This is a genomic window from Streptomyces showdoensis, assembly GCF_039535475.1.
Classification (GTDB): Bacteria; Actinomycetota; Actinomycetes; order Streptomycetales; family Streptomycetaceae; genus Streptomyces; species Streptomyces showdoensis.
Genome location: NZ_BAAAXG010000026.1, coordinates 1,990,532 through 2,005,927, shown reverse-complemented (window position 1 = coordinate 2,005,927; position 15,396 = coordinate 1,990,532). Strand labels below are relative to the sequence as shown.

Here is a 15,396-nt window from a genome sequence, read left to right as displayed (position 1 = left end):
TCTCCTAGCGGGAGGTGAGGGCGAGCTGGTTCTGGACGGCGGCGGCGAGGGCGGCGATGTTCGCGCCCTCGGCGAGCGTCCCGACGTTGAGGCTCAGCCGGTAGCGGTCGTTGACGACGCTGAGCATGTGGATCAGGGAGAACGAGGTGCCGCCGAGGTCGAAGAACTCGTCGCCGTCCGCGATCGCGGCCGCGTCCGTGCCGAGGACCTCGGCCCAGATGCCGCGCAGCGCGTCCTCCACGGAGCCGCCGGCCGCGCTCTGCTCACGGGCGCTGTCGGCGGCCTCGGCGAGCTGGACCTCCAGGCGCTTGCGCAGCACGCTCTCGTCGAGCTTGCCGTTGACGGTGACCGGGAGCTCGTCGATGGCGAGGTACGTGGACGGCGCCATGTACGCGGGCAGCGCGGCCGCCACGGCCTCCTTCAGCTCGGCGGCGAGCGCCTCGGCGTCGGTGCCGGCCTCGACCAGCGGGTAGGCCACCAGGCGCGGGTCGCCGGAGCCGAAGTCGGCGACGAGGACGACCGCGTCGCGGACGGCGGCGTGCTGCTGGAGCACGGCCTCGATCTCGCCGGGCTCGACGCGGTAGCCGCGGATCTTCACCTGGCGGTCGGCGCGGCCGGCGTAGGCGAACTGGCCCGGGGCGATCTGCACGCCGCGGTCGCCGGAGTCGTACCAGCGCTCGGTGGTGCCGTCGGCCAGGGTCCGCTCGACGAAGCGGGCGGCGGTCAGCTCCGGGTGGCCCAGGTAGCCGCGGGCGACACCGGCGCCGGCCACGTGCAGCCCGCCCTCGGTGCCGATCGGGAGCTCCGCTCCCTGCTCGTCGAGGACGGCGAGCCGCAGGTCGGCGATGGGCTTGCCGATGAGGCTGTCGCCCTCGCCGGACAGGTCGGCCTCGCCGATGACCTTCCAGGTGACGTGCACCGTGGTCTCGGTGATGCCGTACATGTTGACGAGCGCGGGGGTCTCGATGCCGTGGCGCTCCACCCAGGGCTTCAGCGAGCGGTAGTCCAGCTTCTCGCCGCCGAAGACGACGTACCGCAGGTCGAGCGGCTGCCCCTCGTCGACGTTGATGAGGTTCCGGAACGCCGAGGGCGTCTGGTTGAGCACGGTGACGCGCTCGCGGCGCAGCAGCGTGAGGAAGGCCTGCGGGTCGCGGGCGGTGTCGCGGTCGACGATCACCAGGCGGCCGCCGAAGAACAGCGCGCCCCAGATCTCCCAGACGGAGAAGTCGAAGGCGGTGGAGTGGAAGTTGGTCCACACGTCGGTCTCGTCGAAGGCGAAGACCGGGGCGGTGGCGGTGAACAGCCGGACCGCGTTGCGGTGTTCGATCTCGACGCCCTTGGGCTCGCCCGTCGAACCGGAGGTGAAGATGACGTACGCGAGGCTCTCGGCGTCCGCGGCCTGGTGCCCGGCCGGCGCCTCGGTGACGGTCTCCGGCAGCGCGTCCACCCGGACGACCCGGCGGCCCTCGACGAGGGGGGCGGTCGCGGCGTGGGCGACGACCAGACCGGAGTCGCAGTGGCCGAGGACGAACTCGCGGCGCTCGGCCGGGTAGGCGGGGTCGACCGGTACGTAACCGGCCCCGGCCTTCAGGATGCCGAGCAGTCCGACGACCAGCTCCGCACCCCGCTCGACGCAGAGCCCGACCCGCTGGTCCCGCCCCGCACCGGCGGCCCGCAGCGCCCCGGCGAGACGCTCGGCCCGCTCGTCCAGCTCGCGGTAGGTGAGCTGGGTGCGGCCGTCGGTGACGGCGACGGATTCCGGGAAACGGGAGGCGGTCCGCTCGAAATTCTCGTGGAGGGTGACACCGGGTTTCATTGGACGGAATACCTTTCCCAGAAATGAACGAGGACAGGGAATACGACGACGGCAACGAAGGCAGCGGAAGACCGAGAATGCGGGAGGCGGAATTCGGCGGGAACGCGCTGGCCTTCTCGAATGTGTCAGGAGCGGGAGGGCCCTACAAGGGATGCGCGGTGGCACCAAGGTGCAGTGGCTGCAAGTGGCCAGGAGCCGCGGGGCGGTGGCGGCACGGGGGCCGCACGGGTGTGGCGGGGCGGCCGGTGGGGGCGGGCCGGCCGCCGGGCGCACGGGCCCCGGGCGGCCTCAGAGCGGAAGTCCGGCGTCCTCGACGACGGAGACGACGCCATGACAGAGCCCGATGTCCCGGCCCTCGCGCGGAACCCGCAGCTCCACCCGCACCCGGCCGGAGGGCGGCGGGCGCAGGAGCAGGTGCTGTACCGCGGCGAGGACCCCGGTGCCGGCCTCGGGGGCGGAGCCGGCGGATACGTAGAAGACCGTCCGGTAGACGTGCTCCACGTGGCATCTGGAGACCTGGGGGACCACCCGGGCGAGATCGTCGAGATCGATCCGCGCCTGCCCGAATTCACCGGGCGGGAGGTCGAGATGGATGGCGTACATGGCAGAGAGAATCCCAGTCGCATACCGGGCTTCGGAGCGTTCTCCGGGGCAGCTTGATGCCATGGCAGCAAAGGGCCCACCGATATCCGGTGAGCCCTTTGTAATGTTCGGACCGTATACGACGGCCGCTTACGGTGCCGCATACGACGCCGGGTGCGGCGACCGTATACGGCGAAGGGTCAGAGCCAGCCGGCCCTTTCGGCCAGAACCCCCGTCTCGAACCGGCTGCGGGCGCCCAGGCGTTGGGAGATCGTGGACATCATCCGGCGCGCGGTGCGCAGCGAGAGACCCAGCTTGCGGGCGGCCACCTCGTCGGTGTGTCCCTTCTGCAGCAGCCGGAGCAACTCGATCTCCTGCTGGGTGGGTTCGTCGGCCGCGGGCTGCTGCTTCCCGTGCAGCGGCGCGGCGCTCTCCCACACCATCTCGAAGAGGGCGAGGAGGGCGGTGACGACCCCGGGGGCGCGCAGGATGACGGCCCCGGCCCGGGTGTCCTCGGGGCTGACCGGGAGGAGCGCGACGTTCCGGTCGGCGATGAGCATGCGCAGCGGCAGCGAGGGCGTCGTCCTGATCTCGCCGCCGAGCTCGGAGAGCCAGCGGGCGTACTCGGTGGTGGCCCGGTCGTTGCGGACGCTGTCGAGGTAGATGGTGCGCAGCGCCACCCCGGCGGACAGGCTCTGCTCGTCCAGCGGCCGGCTCGCCTCCAGCGCCTCGGGGCTCTGGGCGCCGCCGGGCATGAAGGCGAGGATCTCGGTGGTGGCGTGCCGGGCGAGTTCGGACAGCCGGGCGCGCACCTCGTTGACGCCCTCCAGCTGCTCCAGGCCGGCATTGCCGTGCCGGGCGCGCTGGGAGGCGTAGATCGCGGTGAGCTCGGCGGTGGCGGCCCGCACGGCGGCCAACTCCAGCTGTTGCGAATGGATTTCGGTTTCCCGCCGGTGAATGTAGGCGGCGAGGCCCACTTCCGGACTTATCGGGGCGACGTCGGTGGCGTCCTTCGCGGGATAGAGCATGGACAGTTCGGCGAGTTTGTCCAGACAGCCGCGGACGGTCGATTCGGCCGCCCCCAGCTCGGCGGCGATCTCGGCGATCCCCCACCCCGGTTGGGTGATCACGAGCCGGTAGACGTCGACGCAGGTCTCGTCCTGCCCGATCAGCGACGCGAGCGACGAGAGCCCGGCGCCCTGACGCGTCCCTCCGCACGGGTCGGCGAAGCCCCCCATTTTCTCACCTTCAGTCATCGGGTCGATCTTTCGAACCATGCGATCGCCCCGAATCAGTCGGCCCCGGAGTGGTCATTTCCGGTGAGGAGTTCAGGGCACCCTTTCGGGTGAGTGACATTACAGGACGGGAGCCTTACTGGATACTGCGTAAAAACCAGGTTTAGAAACCGGGCGCACGGGAACCGACCGCCGAATGATGAAAAATAAATGAACGTCAGCCGGGGCCTCGGCCGGGCCCGTGATCAGGGGTAGCCTGACCGATTCGGCCCCCCGCCGGTCCGCGCCGCCACCCGGTCATGGCCTAGCCGAGGGGGCGTCCCGCCCGGTCCGCGATGTGCGCGGGTGTCCGGATGTCGACGGGCAGGGCCGGATCGGCGACCGGGGTGCCGAAGGAGGTGACGAGCGGCAGCACGCCCGCCCACAGCCCCAGCTCGGCATCGGGCGAGTCCCCGTCGTCCGGCGGCCCGCTCGCGACCTTCACCGAGGCCTCGGTGAGATCGAGCGCGACGAGGGAGGTCGCGGCCAGCTCCTTGCGGCTCGGCCGGCGGGCGTACTCCCACTGTCCCGGCGTCGAGCGCTCGGTCAGGGCCCGCAGCCCGCGCAGCTTCTCCTCGGGGTCGGTGACGATCCGCGGGACGCCGTAGACCATCGCGCAGCGGTAGTTCACCCCGTGCTCGAACACGGACCGGGCGAGCACCAGGCCGTCCACGTGCGTGACCGTCACGCACACGACCCCGTCCGGCGCCCGCACCAGACTCCGGCTCGCGACGGACCCGTGCACGTACAGCACGTCGCCCTCGACCCCGTACACGGTCGGCACGACCATCGGCGCCCCGTCCACCACGACCCCGAGGTGACAGAGGAAGCCGGCGCCGAGCACCGCGTCCAGGTCCTCCCGCCGGTGGCTCCCCTTCTCCCGCATGCGCCGCAACCGCGTCCGCTCGGTGACCTCCACGCCGCTCCCCCTCCGTGCGCTCCACTCGCGATCTTTCCGCGAGTGCGATCAAACCCCGCCCGGGCGAGAATGAAAAGAGCGGACTTCACACGGTCCCCGGGCTTCGTGATGTCGCCCACCGAGGAGGACGACCATGGACTATCCCCTCCTGAACACCTTCTGGACCATCATGTGGGTCTTCCTGTGGATCCTCTGGTTCATGCTGCTCTTCCGGATCATCGGCGACATCTTCCGCGACGACGGGATGAGCGGCTGGGGCAAGGCGGGCTGGACCGCCTTCGTCGTCCTCCTGCCGTTCCTGGGCTGCTTCGTCTACCTCATCGCCCGCGGCAAGGACATGGGCATGCGCGAGATGCAGCGGGCCCGCAGCAACGAGCGGGAGTTCCAGGAGTACATCCGGGCCGCCGCGACCGCGAACGAACAGCCGGGCGCCGGCCACGCCGACCAGCTCGCGAAGCTGGCCGAGCTGAAGGACCGCGGCGACATCTCGCCGGAGGAGTACGCGCGCGCGAAGGAGAAGGTGCTGTCCGGCTGAGGGTGCGGCACGTGGACGGAGAGGGTGCGCGGACATGGACGTAGGACCGGTCGAGTACGTCGTCATCGCCTTTCCCGGGAACCGCTTCCGGGGCGAGATCGCCCCGGAGCTGCGGAACCTGGTGGCCGGCGGCACGGTACGGATCCTGGACCTGACCTTCGTGAAGAAGGAGGCCGACGGATCGGTGACGTACGTCGAGCTCGACGCGCTGGACCCCTCGGAGGCGTCGGTGTTCGACGACATCGACGGGGAGATCGGCGGACTGTTCAGCCAGGAGGACCTGGCCCTGATCGCCGAGGAACTCGCGCCGGACTCGTCGGCCGCGGTCCTCCTGTGGGAGGACACCTGGGCCGCCGGGATCACCGGGGCGATACGGCGGGCGGGCGGGGAACTCCTCGCCCACGAGCGGATCCCCGCCGAAGCGGTGGAGCGGGCGTACGAGGACGCCGCCTGACGAGGAGAAGGTGAGCAGCATGCTGGGTCGTGGCCTCAGGCGCGAGGGGCGCCCCGGTCTGATCGGCGTCGCCGCCAGGACGGCCGTGGCGGCCGGCACGGCGACCGCGGTCTCCAACCGCGTCGCCCGCCGCCAGGCCGAACGGGCGGCGGCCCAACAACCCCCGCCCGCCCCGGAACCCGCCGCCATGCCCCAGGCACCGCCGGCCCCGGCACCGGCCGGCGCGGACCTGACGGACGAAGCGATCAGCAGCCTCGAACGCCTCGGGAAGCTCCATGAGCAGGGCGTGCTGTCGGACGAGGAATTCGCCCTGGGAAAGGACCGGATCCTCAGGCGCTGACGCGCCCGCGATCGGAGAAGGAGCAGGACATGACCGCACAACCGCAGGCGAGGAGCACGTCCGAGAAGTGGGCGTCGGGAGGCACCCTCTTCGGAGGCGTCGTGCTGACCGTCGTGGGCGTCCTGGACATCTTCCAGGGCATCGCGGCCATCGCGAAGGACGATGTCTACACCCGGGTCGGCGACTACGTCTTCAAGTTCGACCTGACCTCGTGGGGCTGGATCCACCTGATCCTCGGCATCCTCGCCGTCATCGTCGGCCTGGGCCTCCTGAAGGGCATGAGCTGGGCCCGCGCGGCCGGCGTCGCCATCGCCTCCCTCACGATCATCGCCAACTTCATGTGGCTGCCCTACACCCCCTGGTGGGCCCTGATCCTGATCGCCGTCTCCGTCTTCGTCATCTGGTCCCTCTGCAAGGACTGGGGCCACGAACACGGCTGACCCCGGAGACCCACCTCTCCCCCGGGCAACAGAAAACCCCAGGTCGGAAGGATCCGACCTGGGGTTTCTCTGAGCCGCCTTCGGGATTCGAACCCGAGACCTACGCATTACGAGTGCGTTGCTCTGGCCAACTGAGCTAAGGCGGCATGCCGTGCGTTCCCATGGTGGGTGCAGCAGCGTCGCCAAGTCTACACAGTTTCCGGAGGTGCTCCGACCACGGCCGGGGCGGGTCCCCGCGGGGGCTATGAGCAGCGCTTTCCGTCCTTCGGGGCGAGGCCTTCCAGGAGGTAGGTGTTGATCGCCGTGTCGATGCAGTCGCTGCCCCGGCCGTACGCGGTGTGGCCGTCGCCCTCGTAGGTGAGGAGGGTGCCCGAGGAGAGCTGGGCGGCCAGGGAGCGGGCCCACTTGTAGGGGGTGGCCGGGTCGCGGGTGGTGCCGACGACGACGATCGGGGGTGCGCCCTCGGCGGTGATGCGGTGGGGGCGGCCGGTGGCGGGGGTGGGCCAGTAGGTGCAGTTCAGGGCGGCCCAGGCGAGGCCGCGGCCGAAGACCGGCGAGGCCTGCTCGAAGGAAGGCACCGCCTTCTCGGCGTCCGCCGGACCGGTGAAGGCGGGCGGGAGGTCCAGGCAGTTCACGGCGGCGTTCGCGGACATCAGGTTCGCGTACGAGCCGTCCGCCCCCCGCTCGTAGTAGCTGTCGGCCAGCCCGAGCAGCGCCGAGCCCTCGCCGTCCATCGCCCGGGTCAGCGCCTCCCGCAGCTGCGGCCAGGCCGCCTCGTCGTACATCGCGGCGATCACGCCCGTCGTCGCGAGCGACTCGCCGAGCGGCCGGCTCTCCCCCGTCGGCACCGGCTTCGCGTCCGCCTCCCGGAAGAAGCGCTGCAGCGCGGCGGTGGCCGCCGGGACGGACTCCGTGCCCAGCGGGCAGTCCGGCGTGCGCACGCAGTCCGCGGCGAAGGCCTTGAACGCGGTCTCGAAGCCGCCCGTCTGGTCGCGGTTCAGCTCGGCCGCCGGCAGGGACGGGTCCATCGCCCCGTCGAGCACGAGCCGCCCCGCCTTGTCCGGGAACAGCTCCGCGTACGTGGCGCCGAGGAAGGTGCCGTACGACGCCCCCACGTAGTTCAGCCTCGGGTCCCCGAGGACCTCCCGCACGACGTCCATGTCGCGGGCCGCCGCCACCGTGGACACGTACGGCAGCACCCGGCCCGAGCGCTTCTCGCAGGCCGCCGCGAACTCCTGGTACGCCGCCGCCAGTGCCCTCGTCTCGGCCGCGTCGTCGGGGGTCTGGTCGACCTGCGTGTACGCGTCCATCCGCGGGCCGGTCAGGCACTCGACCGGCTCGCTGCGGGCCACGCCCCGCGGATCGACGCCCACGAGGTCGTACCGGGCCCGGACCTGCGCCGGGTAGCCGATGCCCGCGTACCCCTGGAGGTAGCCGACCGCCGAGCCGCCCGGGCCGCCCGGGTTGACCAGCAGCGAACCCAGCCGCTTGCCGGGGCCGGACGCCCTCACCCGGGAGACCGCCAGCTTCACGTCACCCGCCCCGGGCCTCGCGTAGTCGAGCGGGACCAGCACGGTGCCGCACTGGAAGTCCGCCACCCCGCAGGGCCGCCAGGACACCTTCTGCCCGTAGTACTTCCGCAGCGCCTCCGCCCCCGGCGCCGCGGCGGCGGACCCGGACGAGGACGGCGCGGCGGCGTCGCTGCCGCTCGTGCAGCCGGACAGGATCAGACCGGCGGCCGTGAGGGCCGTGGCCGAGATACGGAACAGGCGCCTGGAATCCATGCCCGGAGCGTATCGGGACCGGCACGCTCCGTGTCCAATCCCGTCGTGTCGGCGGCGCCCGCCCTCAGTCGCGCAGCGCCATCGTCATCGCCTCCACCGCCAGCAGCGGCGCCACGTTCCGGTCGAGGGCCTCGCGGCAGGCGAGCACGGCCTCGATCCGGCGCAGGGTGCGCTCCGGGGTCGTGTCGCGGGCGATCGTCTCCAGCGCGTCCCGCACGTCCTCGTTGGCGAGGGGGCTCGCCGCGCGCAGCTGCACGGCCAGCACGTCGCGGTAGAAACCGGTCAGGTCGGTGAGCGCGAGGTCCAGGCTGTCCCGCTGCGTCCTCGTCCGCCGCCGCTTCTGCCGGTCCTCCAGCTCCTTCATCGCGCCCGCAGTGCCCCGCGGCATCCGCCCGCCCTGCGCCGCGCCCAGGGCCGCCTTCAGCTCCTCGGTCTCCTTGACGTCGACCTCCTCCGCGACCTGCTTCGCGTCCTCCGCCGCCGCGTCGACCAGCTCCTGGGCCGCGCGCAGCCCGCCGCCGACGTCCCCCACCCGCAGCGGCAGCTTCAGCACCACCGCGCGGCGGGCCCGGGCCCGCTCGTCGGTGGCGAGCCGCCGGGCCCGGTCGATGTGCCCCTGGGTGGCCCGGGCCGCGGCCTGCGCCACCTCCGGCGCGATGCCGTCCCGGCGGATCAGCAGGTCGGCGACCGCCTCCACCGACGGGGTGCTCAGCGTCAGGTGCCGGCAGCGGGAGCGGATCGTGGGCAGCACGTCCTCCAGGGAGGGCGCGCACAGCAGCCAGACCGTGCGGGGCGCGGGCTCCTCCACCGCCTTCAGGAGCACGTTCGCCGCGCCCTCGGTCAGGCGGTCGGCGTCCTCCAGCACGATGACCTGCCAGCGCCGGCCGGCCGGCGACAGCTGGGCGCGCCGGACCAGGTCACGGGTCTCCTTCACACCGATGGAGAGCAGGTCCGTGCGGACCACCTCGACATCGGCGTGGGTGCCGATCAGCGCCGTGTGACAGCCGTCGCAGAAGCCGCAGCCGGGCGCGCCGCCCAGGGCCCGGTCCGGGCTCACGCACTGCAGCGCCGCCGCGAACGCCCGGGCCGCGGTGTCCCGGCCGGCTCCCGGCGGGCCCGTGAACAGCCAGGCGTGCGTCATCTTCGACGCCTCGGGAGCGGGCTCGCCGGCGGCCTGGGCGGTCACGAGCGCGTCGGCGTCCCGCGCGGCGGCCGCGAGCTGCTCCTCCACGCGCGCCTGTCCCACCAGGTCGTCCCATACGGCCATGTCTGCAGCCCCTCCTCAGGTACGCCTCCCATTGTGGGGCACGGCACCGACAGCCCGGCCGGTCGCCGGGCGCCGCCGGCCCGGCCCACGCCCCACGCCCCACGCCCCACGCCAGGCCTTCGCCCTACGCCCCGCCCTCGGACCGCGGGCGGGTCAGCCACAGGCCGATGCCCGAGCCGATGAAGACGGCGCCCGTCCCGGCGCTGGCGAGGGCCTGGGTGACGCCGGAGTAGCCCGAGAAGGTGGTGACGAAGACGTTGGCGACGACACCGACGGCGAGCAGGAGCCAGAGCAGGGAGCGCATGCGCATGGAGAACCTCCGGGAAGGGAGAAATGAAGGGAGAAATGAAGGGAGAAATGAAGAGGGAGAGGGAGAGGGAGAGGGCGAGTGAAAGGGAGTCCGCGGGGAGCCGGTCGCTCCTCCCCCGGTACGTCTCCGATGCTCCCCGTTCCCGCCCGCCCGCACAGCCGTGCCCGCCCCCGGACCGATGGTGTAGCCCGCTCCACCGTGCCGTTCCGGCCGGTCGCCTAGCCTGGACGCATGCGCGAGTCGATCAAGGAGGCGGGGAGGGCGACGCTGCACCTCCTCCTGGGGGCGGCCGTCTCCCTCCTCTGCTACCTGATGATCGGCGTCGTCCTCTTCACCGGGTTCCTCACCCTCACCGTCATCGGCGCCGGCGTCCTGCCCGAGAGCGTGCTGCTGCTGCGCCGCCTCGCCGGCTGGGAGCGCCGCCGTACCGCCGCACGTTCCGGGGCGCCGGTCCCGGAGGCGTACCTGCCGCTCGAAGGTCCCCTCCCGGAGCGGGTGCGCACGGCCGTCGCCGACCCGTCCACCTTCGCGGACCTGCGCTGGCTGGCGGCGCAGCTCGTCTACGGCATGGTCCTGCTGTACGGCGCGATGGTGCTGTGGGCCCCGGCCCTGCTCGTCGACGGCGTATGGGCCGGCCTCGCGGGCCGCCGACCGGTCCTGCTGCCGCTGATCGGCCGGCTCGCCGACCGGGAGGCCGACTGGTCGCGGACCCTGCTCACCCCCGGCCCCTCCGCCGCCCGGGACGCCGCGCTGGCCGCCCGTATCGAGCAGCTCACCGCGACCCGGGCGGGCGCGGTCGCCGCCCACGGCGCCGAACTGCGCCGCATCGAACGCGACCTGCACGACGGCGCCCAGGCCCGGCTCGTCGCGCTCTCCATGCGCATCGGGCTCGCCCGCCGGGCCTACGCCTCCGACCCGGCGACCGCCCTCAAGCTCCTCGACGACGCCCAGGACCAGGCCGAGGAGGCACTGGCAGAACTGCGGCACGTGGTGCGGGGCATCCACCCGCCGATCCTGACCGACCGCGGCCTGACCGGAGCGGTCCGCGCCCTCGCGGCGAGCAGCGGCCTGGAGGTGACGGTGACGACCGAGGCGCTGGAGGGAACGGCCGACGTACCGGCGCGGACCGCCGGCGGACCGGAACCGGAAGTCGCCTCCGGCGCACCGGAGGGGACCCACTGCCCACTCGAAGGGACCCTCCGCGGTTCCGATAGGCCGCGCCGCGGATCCGAAAGGCCTCGCCGCGGATCCGAAGGAACCCACCTCGCGCCCGAGGGGACCCACCGCGCGCCCGAAGGAACCCGCCGCGGACCGGCCGGGCCCCCCGGCGCCGCCCCCCGCGCCCCCGCCGCCGTCGAGGCCGCCGCCTACTTCGCCGTCGCCGAGGCCCTCACCAACGCCGCCAAGCACAGCGGCGCCACCCACGCCTCCGTCCTGCTCGCCCGCACCCCCACCGGACTGCGCGCCGCCGTACGGGACGAGGGCCGCGGCGGCGCCGAGGCGGCCGAGGGCGCCGGCTCCGGGCTGCTCGGACTGCGCCGCCGGGTCGCCGCGCTCGACGGGACCGTACGCCTGACCAGCCCCGTCGGGGGCCCGACCGTGATCGAAGTGGAGCTGCCGTGCGTGTGGTGATAGCCGAGGACAACGCCCTCCTGCGGGAGGGGCTCGTCCTGCTGCTGACCTCGGCCGGACACGAGGTGGCGGGGGTGGCGGCGACCGGCCCCGAGATCCTCCCGCTGCTCCTGGAGCAGCGGCCCGACGTGGCCGTCCTCGACGTCCGGCTGCCGCCCGGCTTCCGCGACGAGGGCCTGCGCGCGGCGCTCGCCGCCCGCGCCGAACTCCCGGACCTGCCGGTCCTCGTGCTGTCGCAGTACGTGGAGGAGACCTACGCAGCCGAGCTCCTCGGCGGCGGCGCCCGGGGCGTCGGCTACCTGCTGAAGGACCGGGTGGGCCGGGTGGACGAGTTCCTGGACGCGCTGGACCGGGTGGCCGCCGGCGGGACGGCCCTCGACCCCGAGGTCGTCACCGAACTGATGGCCCGGCGCCGCGACGACCCGCTGGACTCGCTGACCCCGCGTGAGCGCGAGTGCCTGGAGCTGATGGCCCAGGGCCACGACAACGCGACGATCGCCCGCTCGATGGTGGTCACCGAGCGGGCCGTCCACAAACACGTCGGCAACGTCTTCGCCAAGCTGGCCCTGCCCCCCAGCGACAGCGGCCACCGCCGGGTCCTCGCGGTCCTGGCCTACCTCAACGCCTGAGCGGCGTGAGGACCACCGTCCCCAGGTACGTCGTGAGGAGCACCGTCCCCGCGATCAGCGCGGCCTGACCCGGCGGCAGGTACGGCAGGCCGCCGGTCAGCGCCCGGGCGAACGCCGCCAGCGGCAGCACCGCGACGACCCCGCCGAGCAGCAGCCCGGTCCCGGCCAGGAACGCCGCCTCCAGCCGGAGCATCCGGCGCAGCTGGCGGCGCGAGGCGCCGACCCGGTGCAGGAGCGCGAGTTCGCCCCGGCGGCCGGCACCGACCAGGGCCAGGGTGCTCAGCACCGAGAGCACCGTGAGCGCGCCGATCGCGGCGACGACGACCCCCGACACCAGGCCGTTCGCCCCGGCCCCGTCGGGGACCACCCGCTCGGGCTCCGGACCGGCCTCGGCCCCGGCGACGGCGGCGGCTCCCGGACCCGCCAGGAGGACCCGCGCGGGGCGCGGATCGCTCATGTGCGCGGCCAGTTCGGCGCGGGGCAGCAGGAACTCACCCAGTGCGAGGGACCGTTCGTAGACCGCGACCACCGTCAGCCGCCGCAGCGCCCCGTCGCCGAAGCGCAGCTCCACCCGCGAACCGGGCGCCACGTCCAGGGAGTCGGCCCGGTCCGCGCCGACGGCCACCGTGCCGGGCCGGGCGAGCCCCGCGAGGTCCCCGGCGACGACGCCCGGATCGAGCGTCCCGGCCAGCCCCTCGGCGTCCACGCCCAGCACGGGCAGCCGGTCGAGCCGGGGCGAACCCGCCTCGGTGCGGGCCAGCACCACGCTGGACCGCAGCACGCCGGTCGCGGCCGTCACCCCGGGCAGCCGCCGGACCTCGGCCGCGTCGGGCACGGCGGTCACAGCGGGCACGGCGGCCACGGCGGGCACGGCGGGGTCACCGTCCGCGGCACCCGCCCCACCGCCCCCGCCGATCGCGTACTCCGCCACCGTCGCCGCCCGCGCCTGCGCCGCCGCGGCCCGCTCCACCGTGGCGCCCGCCGCGAGCTGCACGGTCGCGAAGGCGGTGACCAGGGCGGCGGGGACCAGCGCGGCCCCGAGCCGGCGCGAGTGCGCCGCCGCCCCGGCCGCCACGAGCCGCCCCGGCGCCCCGCCGAACCGGCACAGCACCGGCCCCGCCACCCGCATGGCCGCCGCCGCGAGCCACGGACCGAGCAGCGCGCACCCGGCCACGAGCGTCACGGTCGCCGCCCCCGCCGCCACCCCGGCGGCCTCCCCCGCCTGGAGCGTGGCGGCCCCGGCGGACCCCGCCCCGGCGACGAGCAGGACGACGCCGGACACCCGCCGCGCACCGCCGGACCGCCGCGCGGCACCCGGCCCTCCCCGCCGCGCCACCGCACACACGACCACGCCCCGCGCGAGCCCCACGGTCAGACCGACGGTCAGCAGCACGGCGGCGAACAGCCACGGCGGGACGGGAAGTTCGAGCGACGGGGGCAGCAGGCCCCGGTCCCGCAGGGCGGCCCGCAGCGCCAGGAAGGCCGGGACGGCCCCGAGGGCGCCCAGGACCGCCGCCGCAGCCGCCACCCGGGTCACCTCGCGCCCGGCGGAGGCCCGCACCTGCCGGGGCGAGGCGCCGACCGACTCCAGCAACTCCCGCTCCCCGGAACGCTGCTGGAGGGCCTGGGCGACGAGCGAGCCCAGGACGAGGACGGCGACCAGGACGACCGTCCCGGCCACGGCGGCGAGGAGCTGGAGCAGTCCGTCCCGCGCGGGCAGGGCCTTCAGGTCCTCGACCTCGCCCCGGCCGTTCCCGGTGAAGGCCCGCAACTCCCCCGCGCCGCCCGCGTCGAGGGCCTGCCGCACCCGCGCGTGGAGCGTGGCGACGGGAACCCCGGGCTCGCCCAGCACCCCGATCGCGTCGTGGCGGCCGAGGTGTCCGGCGAGCCGTCGCGCCTCGGCCGCGCCGAAGTACAGCGCGGCGGGCCCGTCGGCGAGCCCGACCACCCGGTACCCGGCGACCTGCCGCCCGATCCGCGCGCCGAGCCCCGCCCCGGCCACCACCTCCCCCGCCGTCCCGGGCGCCCGCCCGGCGGTGAGCCCGTACCCGCCGAGCCGAGCCGCCGCCTCCCAGGAGCGCCCGGGGTACTCCCGTACGCCGTGGGGACCCCGTACGCCACCGGCGTCCCGTACGGACGACCCGGCATCCGCCACGGACAGCGCGGGTTCCTGTACGGACGACCCGGCGTCCGCCACGGACGGCGCGGGGTCCGGCACGGACGACCCGGCGTCCCGCACGGACGACCCGGCATCCGCCACGGACGACCCGGCGTCCCGTACGGAGAAGCCGTCGTCCGGCACCACCGCCCGCACCCCGGCCACGCCCCGCAGCAGCTCCGCCGCCGCGGCCGGCACCCTGACCCGTTCGGTCAGCGGGGCCGTGGCGGTGACGGGCTCGCCGCCCCAGGGCCGGGCGGTCCAGCGGACCTCCTGGTCGCCCGCGACGACCACCCCGGCCGCCGCGTACCGCTCCACCCGCGCGTGCCCGAGGCCGAGCCAACCGGCGGTCAGGGCGAGGGCGCCGAGCAGCAGGGAGACCAGCGCGACGGCGGCGAAGACCGCCGCCCAGGCCCGGCGGTGCACGCGCAGCGACCGCCCGGCCAGCAGCGGGACGACGCCGCCGCGCCCAGGGGAGCCGCTCATCGCGCCACCGCCGCCAGCGCCCGTCCCACGGGCCGGAACATCGCCCGCGCCCGTTCCGCGTCCGGCCGGTCGAGGCGGGCCGTGATCCGGCCGCGCTCCAGGAAGACCGCCTCGTCCGCCCACCCCGCCGCGGCCGGGTCGTGGGTGACGAGGACGACGGTGCGGCCGTGCTCGTCGACGGCCCGGCGCAGCAGGGCGAGGACCTCCGCCGCGGTGGCCGGGTCGAGGGCGGCGGTCGGCTCGTCGGCGAAGACCACCTCCGGTTCGGTGACCAGCGCCCGGGCGATCGCGACCCGCTGCCGCTGGCCGCCGGAGAGGGTCGCGGGCAGGTCGCCCGCCCGGTCGGCGAGCCCGACGGCGGCGAGGCCGGCGAGGGCCCGGCCGTCGTCGGGGGCTCCGGCGAGGAGCAGCGGCAGGGCGACGTTCTCGCGCGCGTCGAGCGCGGAGACGAGGTCGAGCGACTGGAACACGAACCCGATCCGGTCCCGCCGCAGCCGGGTCAGCGCGGCGGGCTTCAGCCGGCCGAGTTCGGTGTCCCCGATCCGTACCGTGCCGGCCGTCGGCCGTTCGAGCCCGGCGGCGCAGCGCAGCAGCGTGGACTTGCCGGAGCCCGAGCCGCCCATGACCGCGAGGAAGCGGCCGCGCGGCACGGTGAGGCTCACCGAGTCGAGCGCGATGAGCCCGCCGTCCCCGCGGTTTCGGCCGGCGTGGACCCGGCTCACCGCGTCGAGGGAAAGTGCTGTCGTCATACCGGCCACGCTAGAAAAGCG

Annotated in this window: 15 protein-coding genes and 1 tRNA gene; 6 read left to right on the top strand and 10 right to left on the bottom strand. The window is 74.4% G+C overall.

From position 1 onward, the window contains the following. Positions 1 to 4 precede the first annotated feature (4 nt). From ABD981_RS22155 to ABD981_RS22140, 4 genes are all read right to left on the bottom strand, one after another. Positions 5 to 1,816: an amino acid adenylation domain-containing protein gene (locus ABD981_RS22155; RefSeq protein ID WP_046910852.1), complete on the bottom strand. Its 1,812-nt coding sequence runs from the start codon at positions 1,814 to 1,816 to the stop codon at positions 5 to 7. Positions 1,817 to 2,104: 288 nt separating this feature from the next. Further along, on the bottom strand, positions 2,105 to 2,419 hold the full coding sequence (locus ABD981_RS22150; RefSeq protein ID WP_046910851.1) for a hypothetical protein: 315 nt from the start codon (positions 2,417 to 2,419) through the stop codon (positions 2,105 to 2,107). 179 nt (positions 2,420 to 2,598) lie between these two features. After that, the gene (locus ABD981_RS22145; protein ID WP_123955020.1) at positions 2,599 to 3,636 is read right to left on the bottom strand and encodes a helix-turn-helix transcriptional regulator; all 1,038 of its coding nucleotides are present in this window, start codon (positions 3,634 to 3,636) and stop codon (positions 2,599 to 2,601) included. 301 nt (positions 3,637 to 3,937) lie between these two features. Beyond that, entirely contained in the window at positions 3,938 to 4,558 is a 621-nt protein-coding gene (locus tag ABD981_RS22140) for a pyridoxamine 5'-phosphate oxidase family protein (RefSeq protein ID WP_046910874.1), read from the bottom strand. Between the two features lie 166 nt (positions 4,559 to 4,724). On the opposite strand from ABD981_RS22140, the gene ABD981_RS22135 reads away from it, so the two are divergent. The 4 genes from ABD981_RS22135 to ABD981_RS22120 are packed head-to-tail and all read left to right on the top strand — an operon-like array spanning position 4,725 to position 6,360. Continuing rightward, positions 4,725 to 5,126, top strand: a complete 402-nt coding sequence (locus tag ABD981_RS22135; protein ID WP_046910850.1) for an SHOCT domain-containing protein — start codon at positions 4,725 to 4,727, stop codon at positions 5,124 to 5,126. Positions 5,127 to 5,160: 34 nt separating this feature from the next. After that, complete coding sequence (locus ABD981_RS22130) at positions 5,161 to 5,580, top strand: DUF6325 family protein (RefSeq protein WP_046910849.1); 420 nt, start codon at positions 5,161 to 5,163, stop codon at positions 5,578 to 5,580. 19 nt (positions 5,581 to 5,599) lie between these two features. Beyond that, complete coding sequence (locus ABD981_RS22125; RefSeq protein ID WP_046910848.1) at positions 5,600 to 5,920, top strand: SHOCT domain-containing protein; 321 nt, start codon at positions 5,600 to 5,602, stop codon at positions 5,918 to 5,920. 29 nt (positions 5,921 to 5,949) lie between these two features. Then, on the top strand, positions 5,950 to 6,360 hold the full coding sequence (locus tag ABD981_RS22120; RefSeq protein WP_046910847.1) for a DUF7144 family membrane protein: 411 nt from the start codon (positions 5,950 to 5,952) through the stop codon (positions 6,358 to 6,360). 72 nt (positions 6,361 to 6,432) lie between these two features. Here the strand turns inward: ABD981_RS22120 and ABD981_RS22115 are convergent. The 4 genes from ABD981_RS22115 to ABD981_RS22100 all read right to left on the bottom strand — a co-directional run bounded on the left by ABD981_RS22115 (position 6,433) and on the right by ABD981_RS22100 (position 9,721). Further along, a tRNA-Thr gene (locus ABD981_RS22115) sits at positions 6,433 to 6,506 on the bottom strand. A 96-nt stretch (positions 6,507 to 6,602) separates the two neighbouring features. Further along, the gene (locus tag ABD981_RS22110) at positions 6,603 to 8,144 is read right to left on the bottom strand and encodes an alpha/beta hydrolase (RefSeq protein WP_046910846.1); all 1,542 of its coding nucleotides are present in this window, start codon (positions 8,142 to 8,144) and stop codon (positions 6,603 to 6,605) included. A 64-nt stretch (positions 8,145 to 8,208) separates the two neighbouring features. Further along, positions 8,209 to 9,411 carry a DNA polymerase III subunit delta' gene (locus ABD981_RS22105; protein WP_046910845.1) on the bottom strand — a complete coding sequence of 401 codons (1,203 nt, stop codon included), beginning with the start codon at positions 9,409 to 9,411 and terminating at the stop codon, positions 8,209 to 8,211. Positions 9,412 to 9,535: 124 nt separating this feature from the next. After that, the gene (locus tag ABD981_RS22100) at positions 9,536 to 9,721 is read right to left on the bottom strand and encodes a hypothetical protein (protein WP_123955019.1); all 186 of its coding nucleotides are present in this window, start codon (positions 9,719 to 9,721) and stop codon (positions 9,536 to 9,538) included. Positions 9,722 to 9,952: 231 nt separating this feature from the next. On the opposite strand from ABD981_RS22100, the gene ABD981_RS22095 reads away from it, so the two are divergent. Together ABD981_RS22095 and ABD981_RS22090 are read left to right on the top strand one after the other, a co-directional pair. Next, positions 9,953 to 11,353: a sensor histidine kinase gene (locus ABD981_RS22095; RefSeq protein WP_046910844.1), complete on the top strand. Its 1,401-nt coding sequence runs from the start codon at positions 9,953 to 9,955 to the stop codon at positions 11,351 to 11,353. Further along, the gene (locus ABD981_RS22090) at positions 11,341 to 11,982 is read left to right on the top strand and encodes a LuxR C-terminal-related transcriptional regulator (RefSeq protein ID WP_046910843.1); all 642 of its coding nucleotides are present in this window, start codon (positions 11,341 to 11,343) and stop codon (positions 11,980 to 11,982) included. The genes ABD981_RS22095 and ABD981_RS22090 overlap by 13 nt, the downstream gene beginning before the upstream one ends. Here the strand turns inward: ABD981_RS22090 and ABD981_RS22085 are convergent. Beyond that, the gene (locus ABD981_RS22085) at positions 11,972 to 14,626 is read right to left on the bottom strand and encodes an FtsX-like permease family protein (RefSeq protein ID WP_345530235.1); all 2,655 of its coding nucleotides are present in this window, start codon (positions 14,624 to 14,626) and stop codon (positions 11,972 to 11,974) included. The two genes, ABD981_RS22090 and ABD981_RS22085, sit on opposite strands and share 11 nt — an antisense overlap. Next, complete coding sequence (locus ABD981_RS22080; RefSeq protein WP_046910171.1) at positions 14,623 to 15,375, bottom strand: ABC transporter ATP-binding protein; 753 nt, start codon at positions 15,373 to 15,375, stop codon at positions 14,623 to 14,625. Before ABD981_RS22080 ends, ABD981_RS22085 begins: the two co-directional genes overlap by 4 nt. Positions 15,376 to 15,396 lie beyond the last annotated feature (21 nt).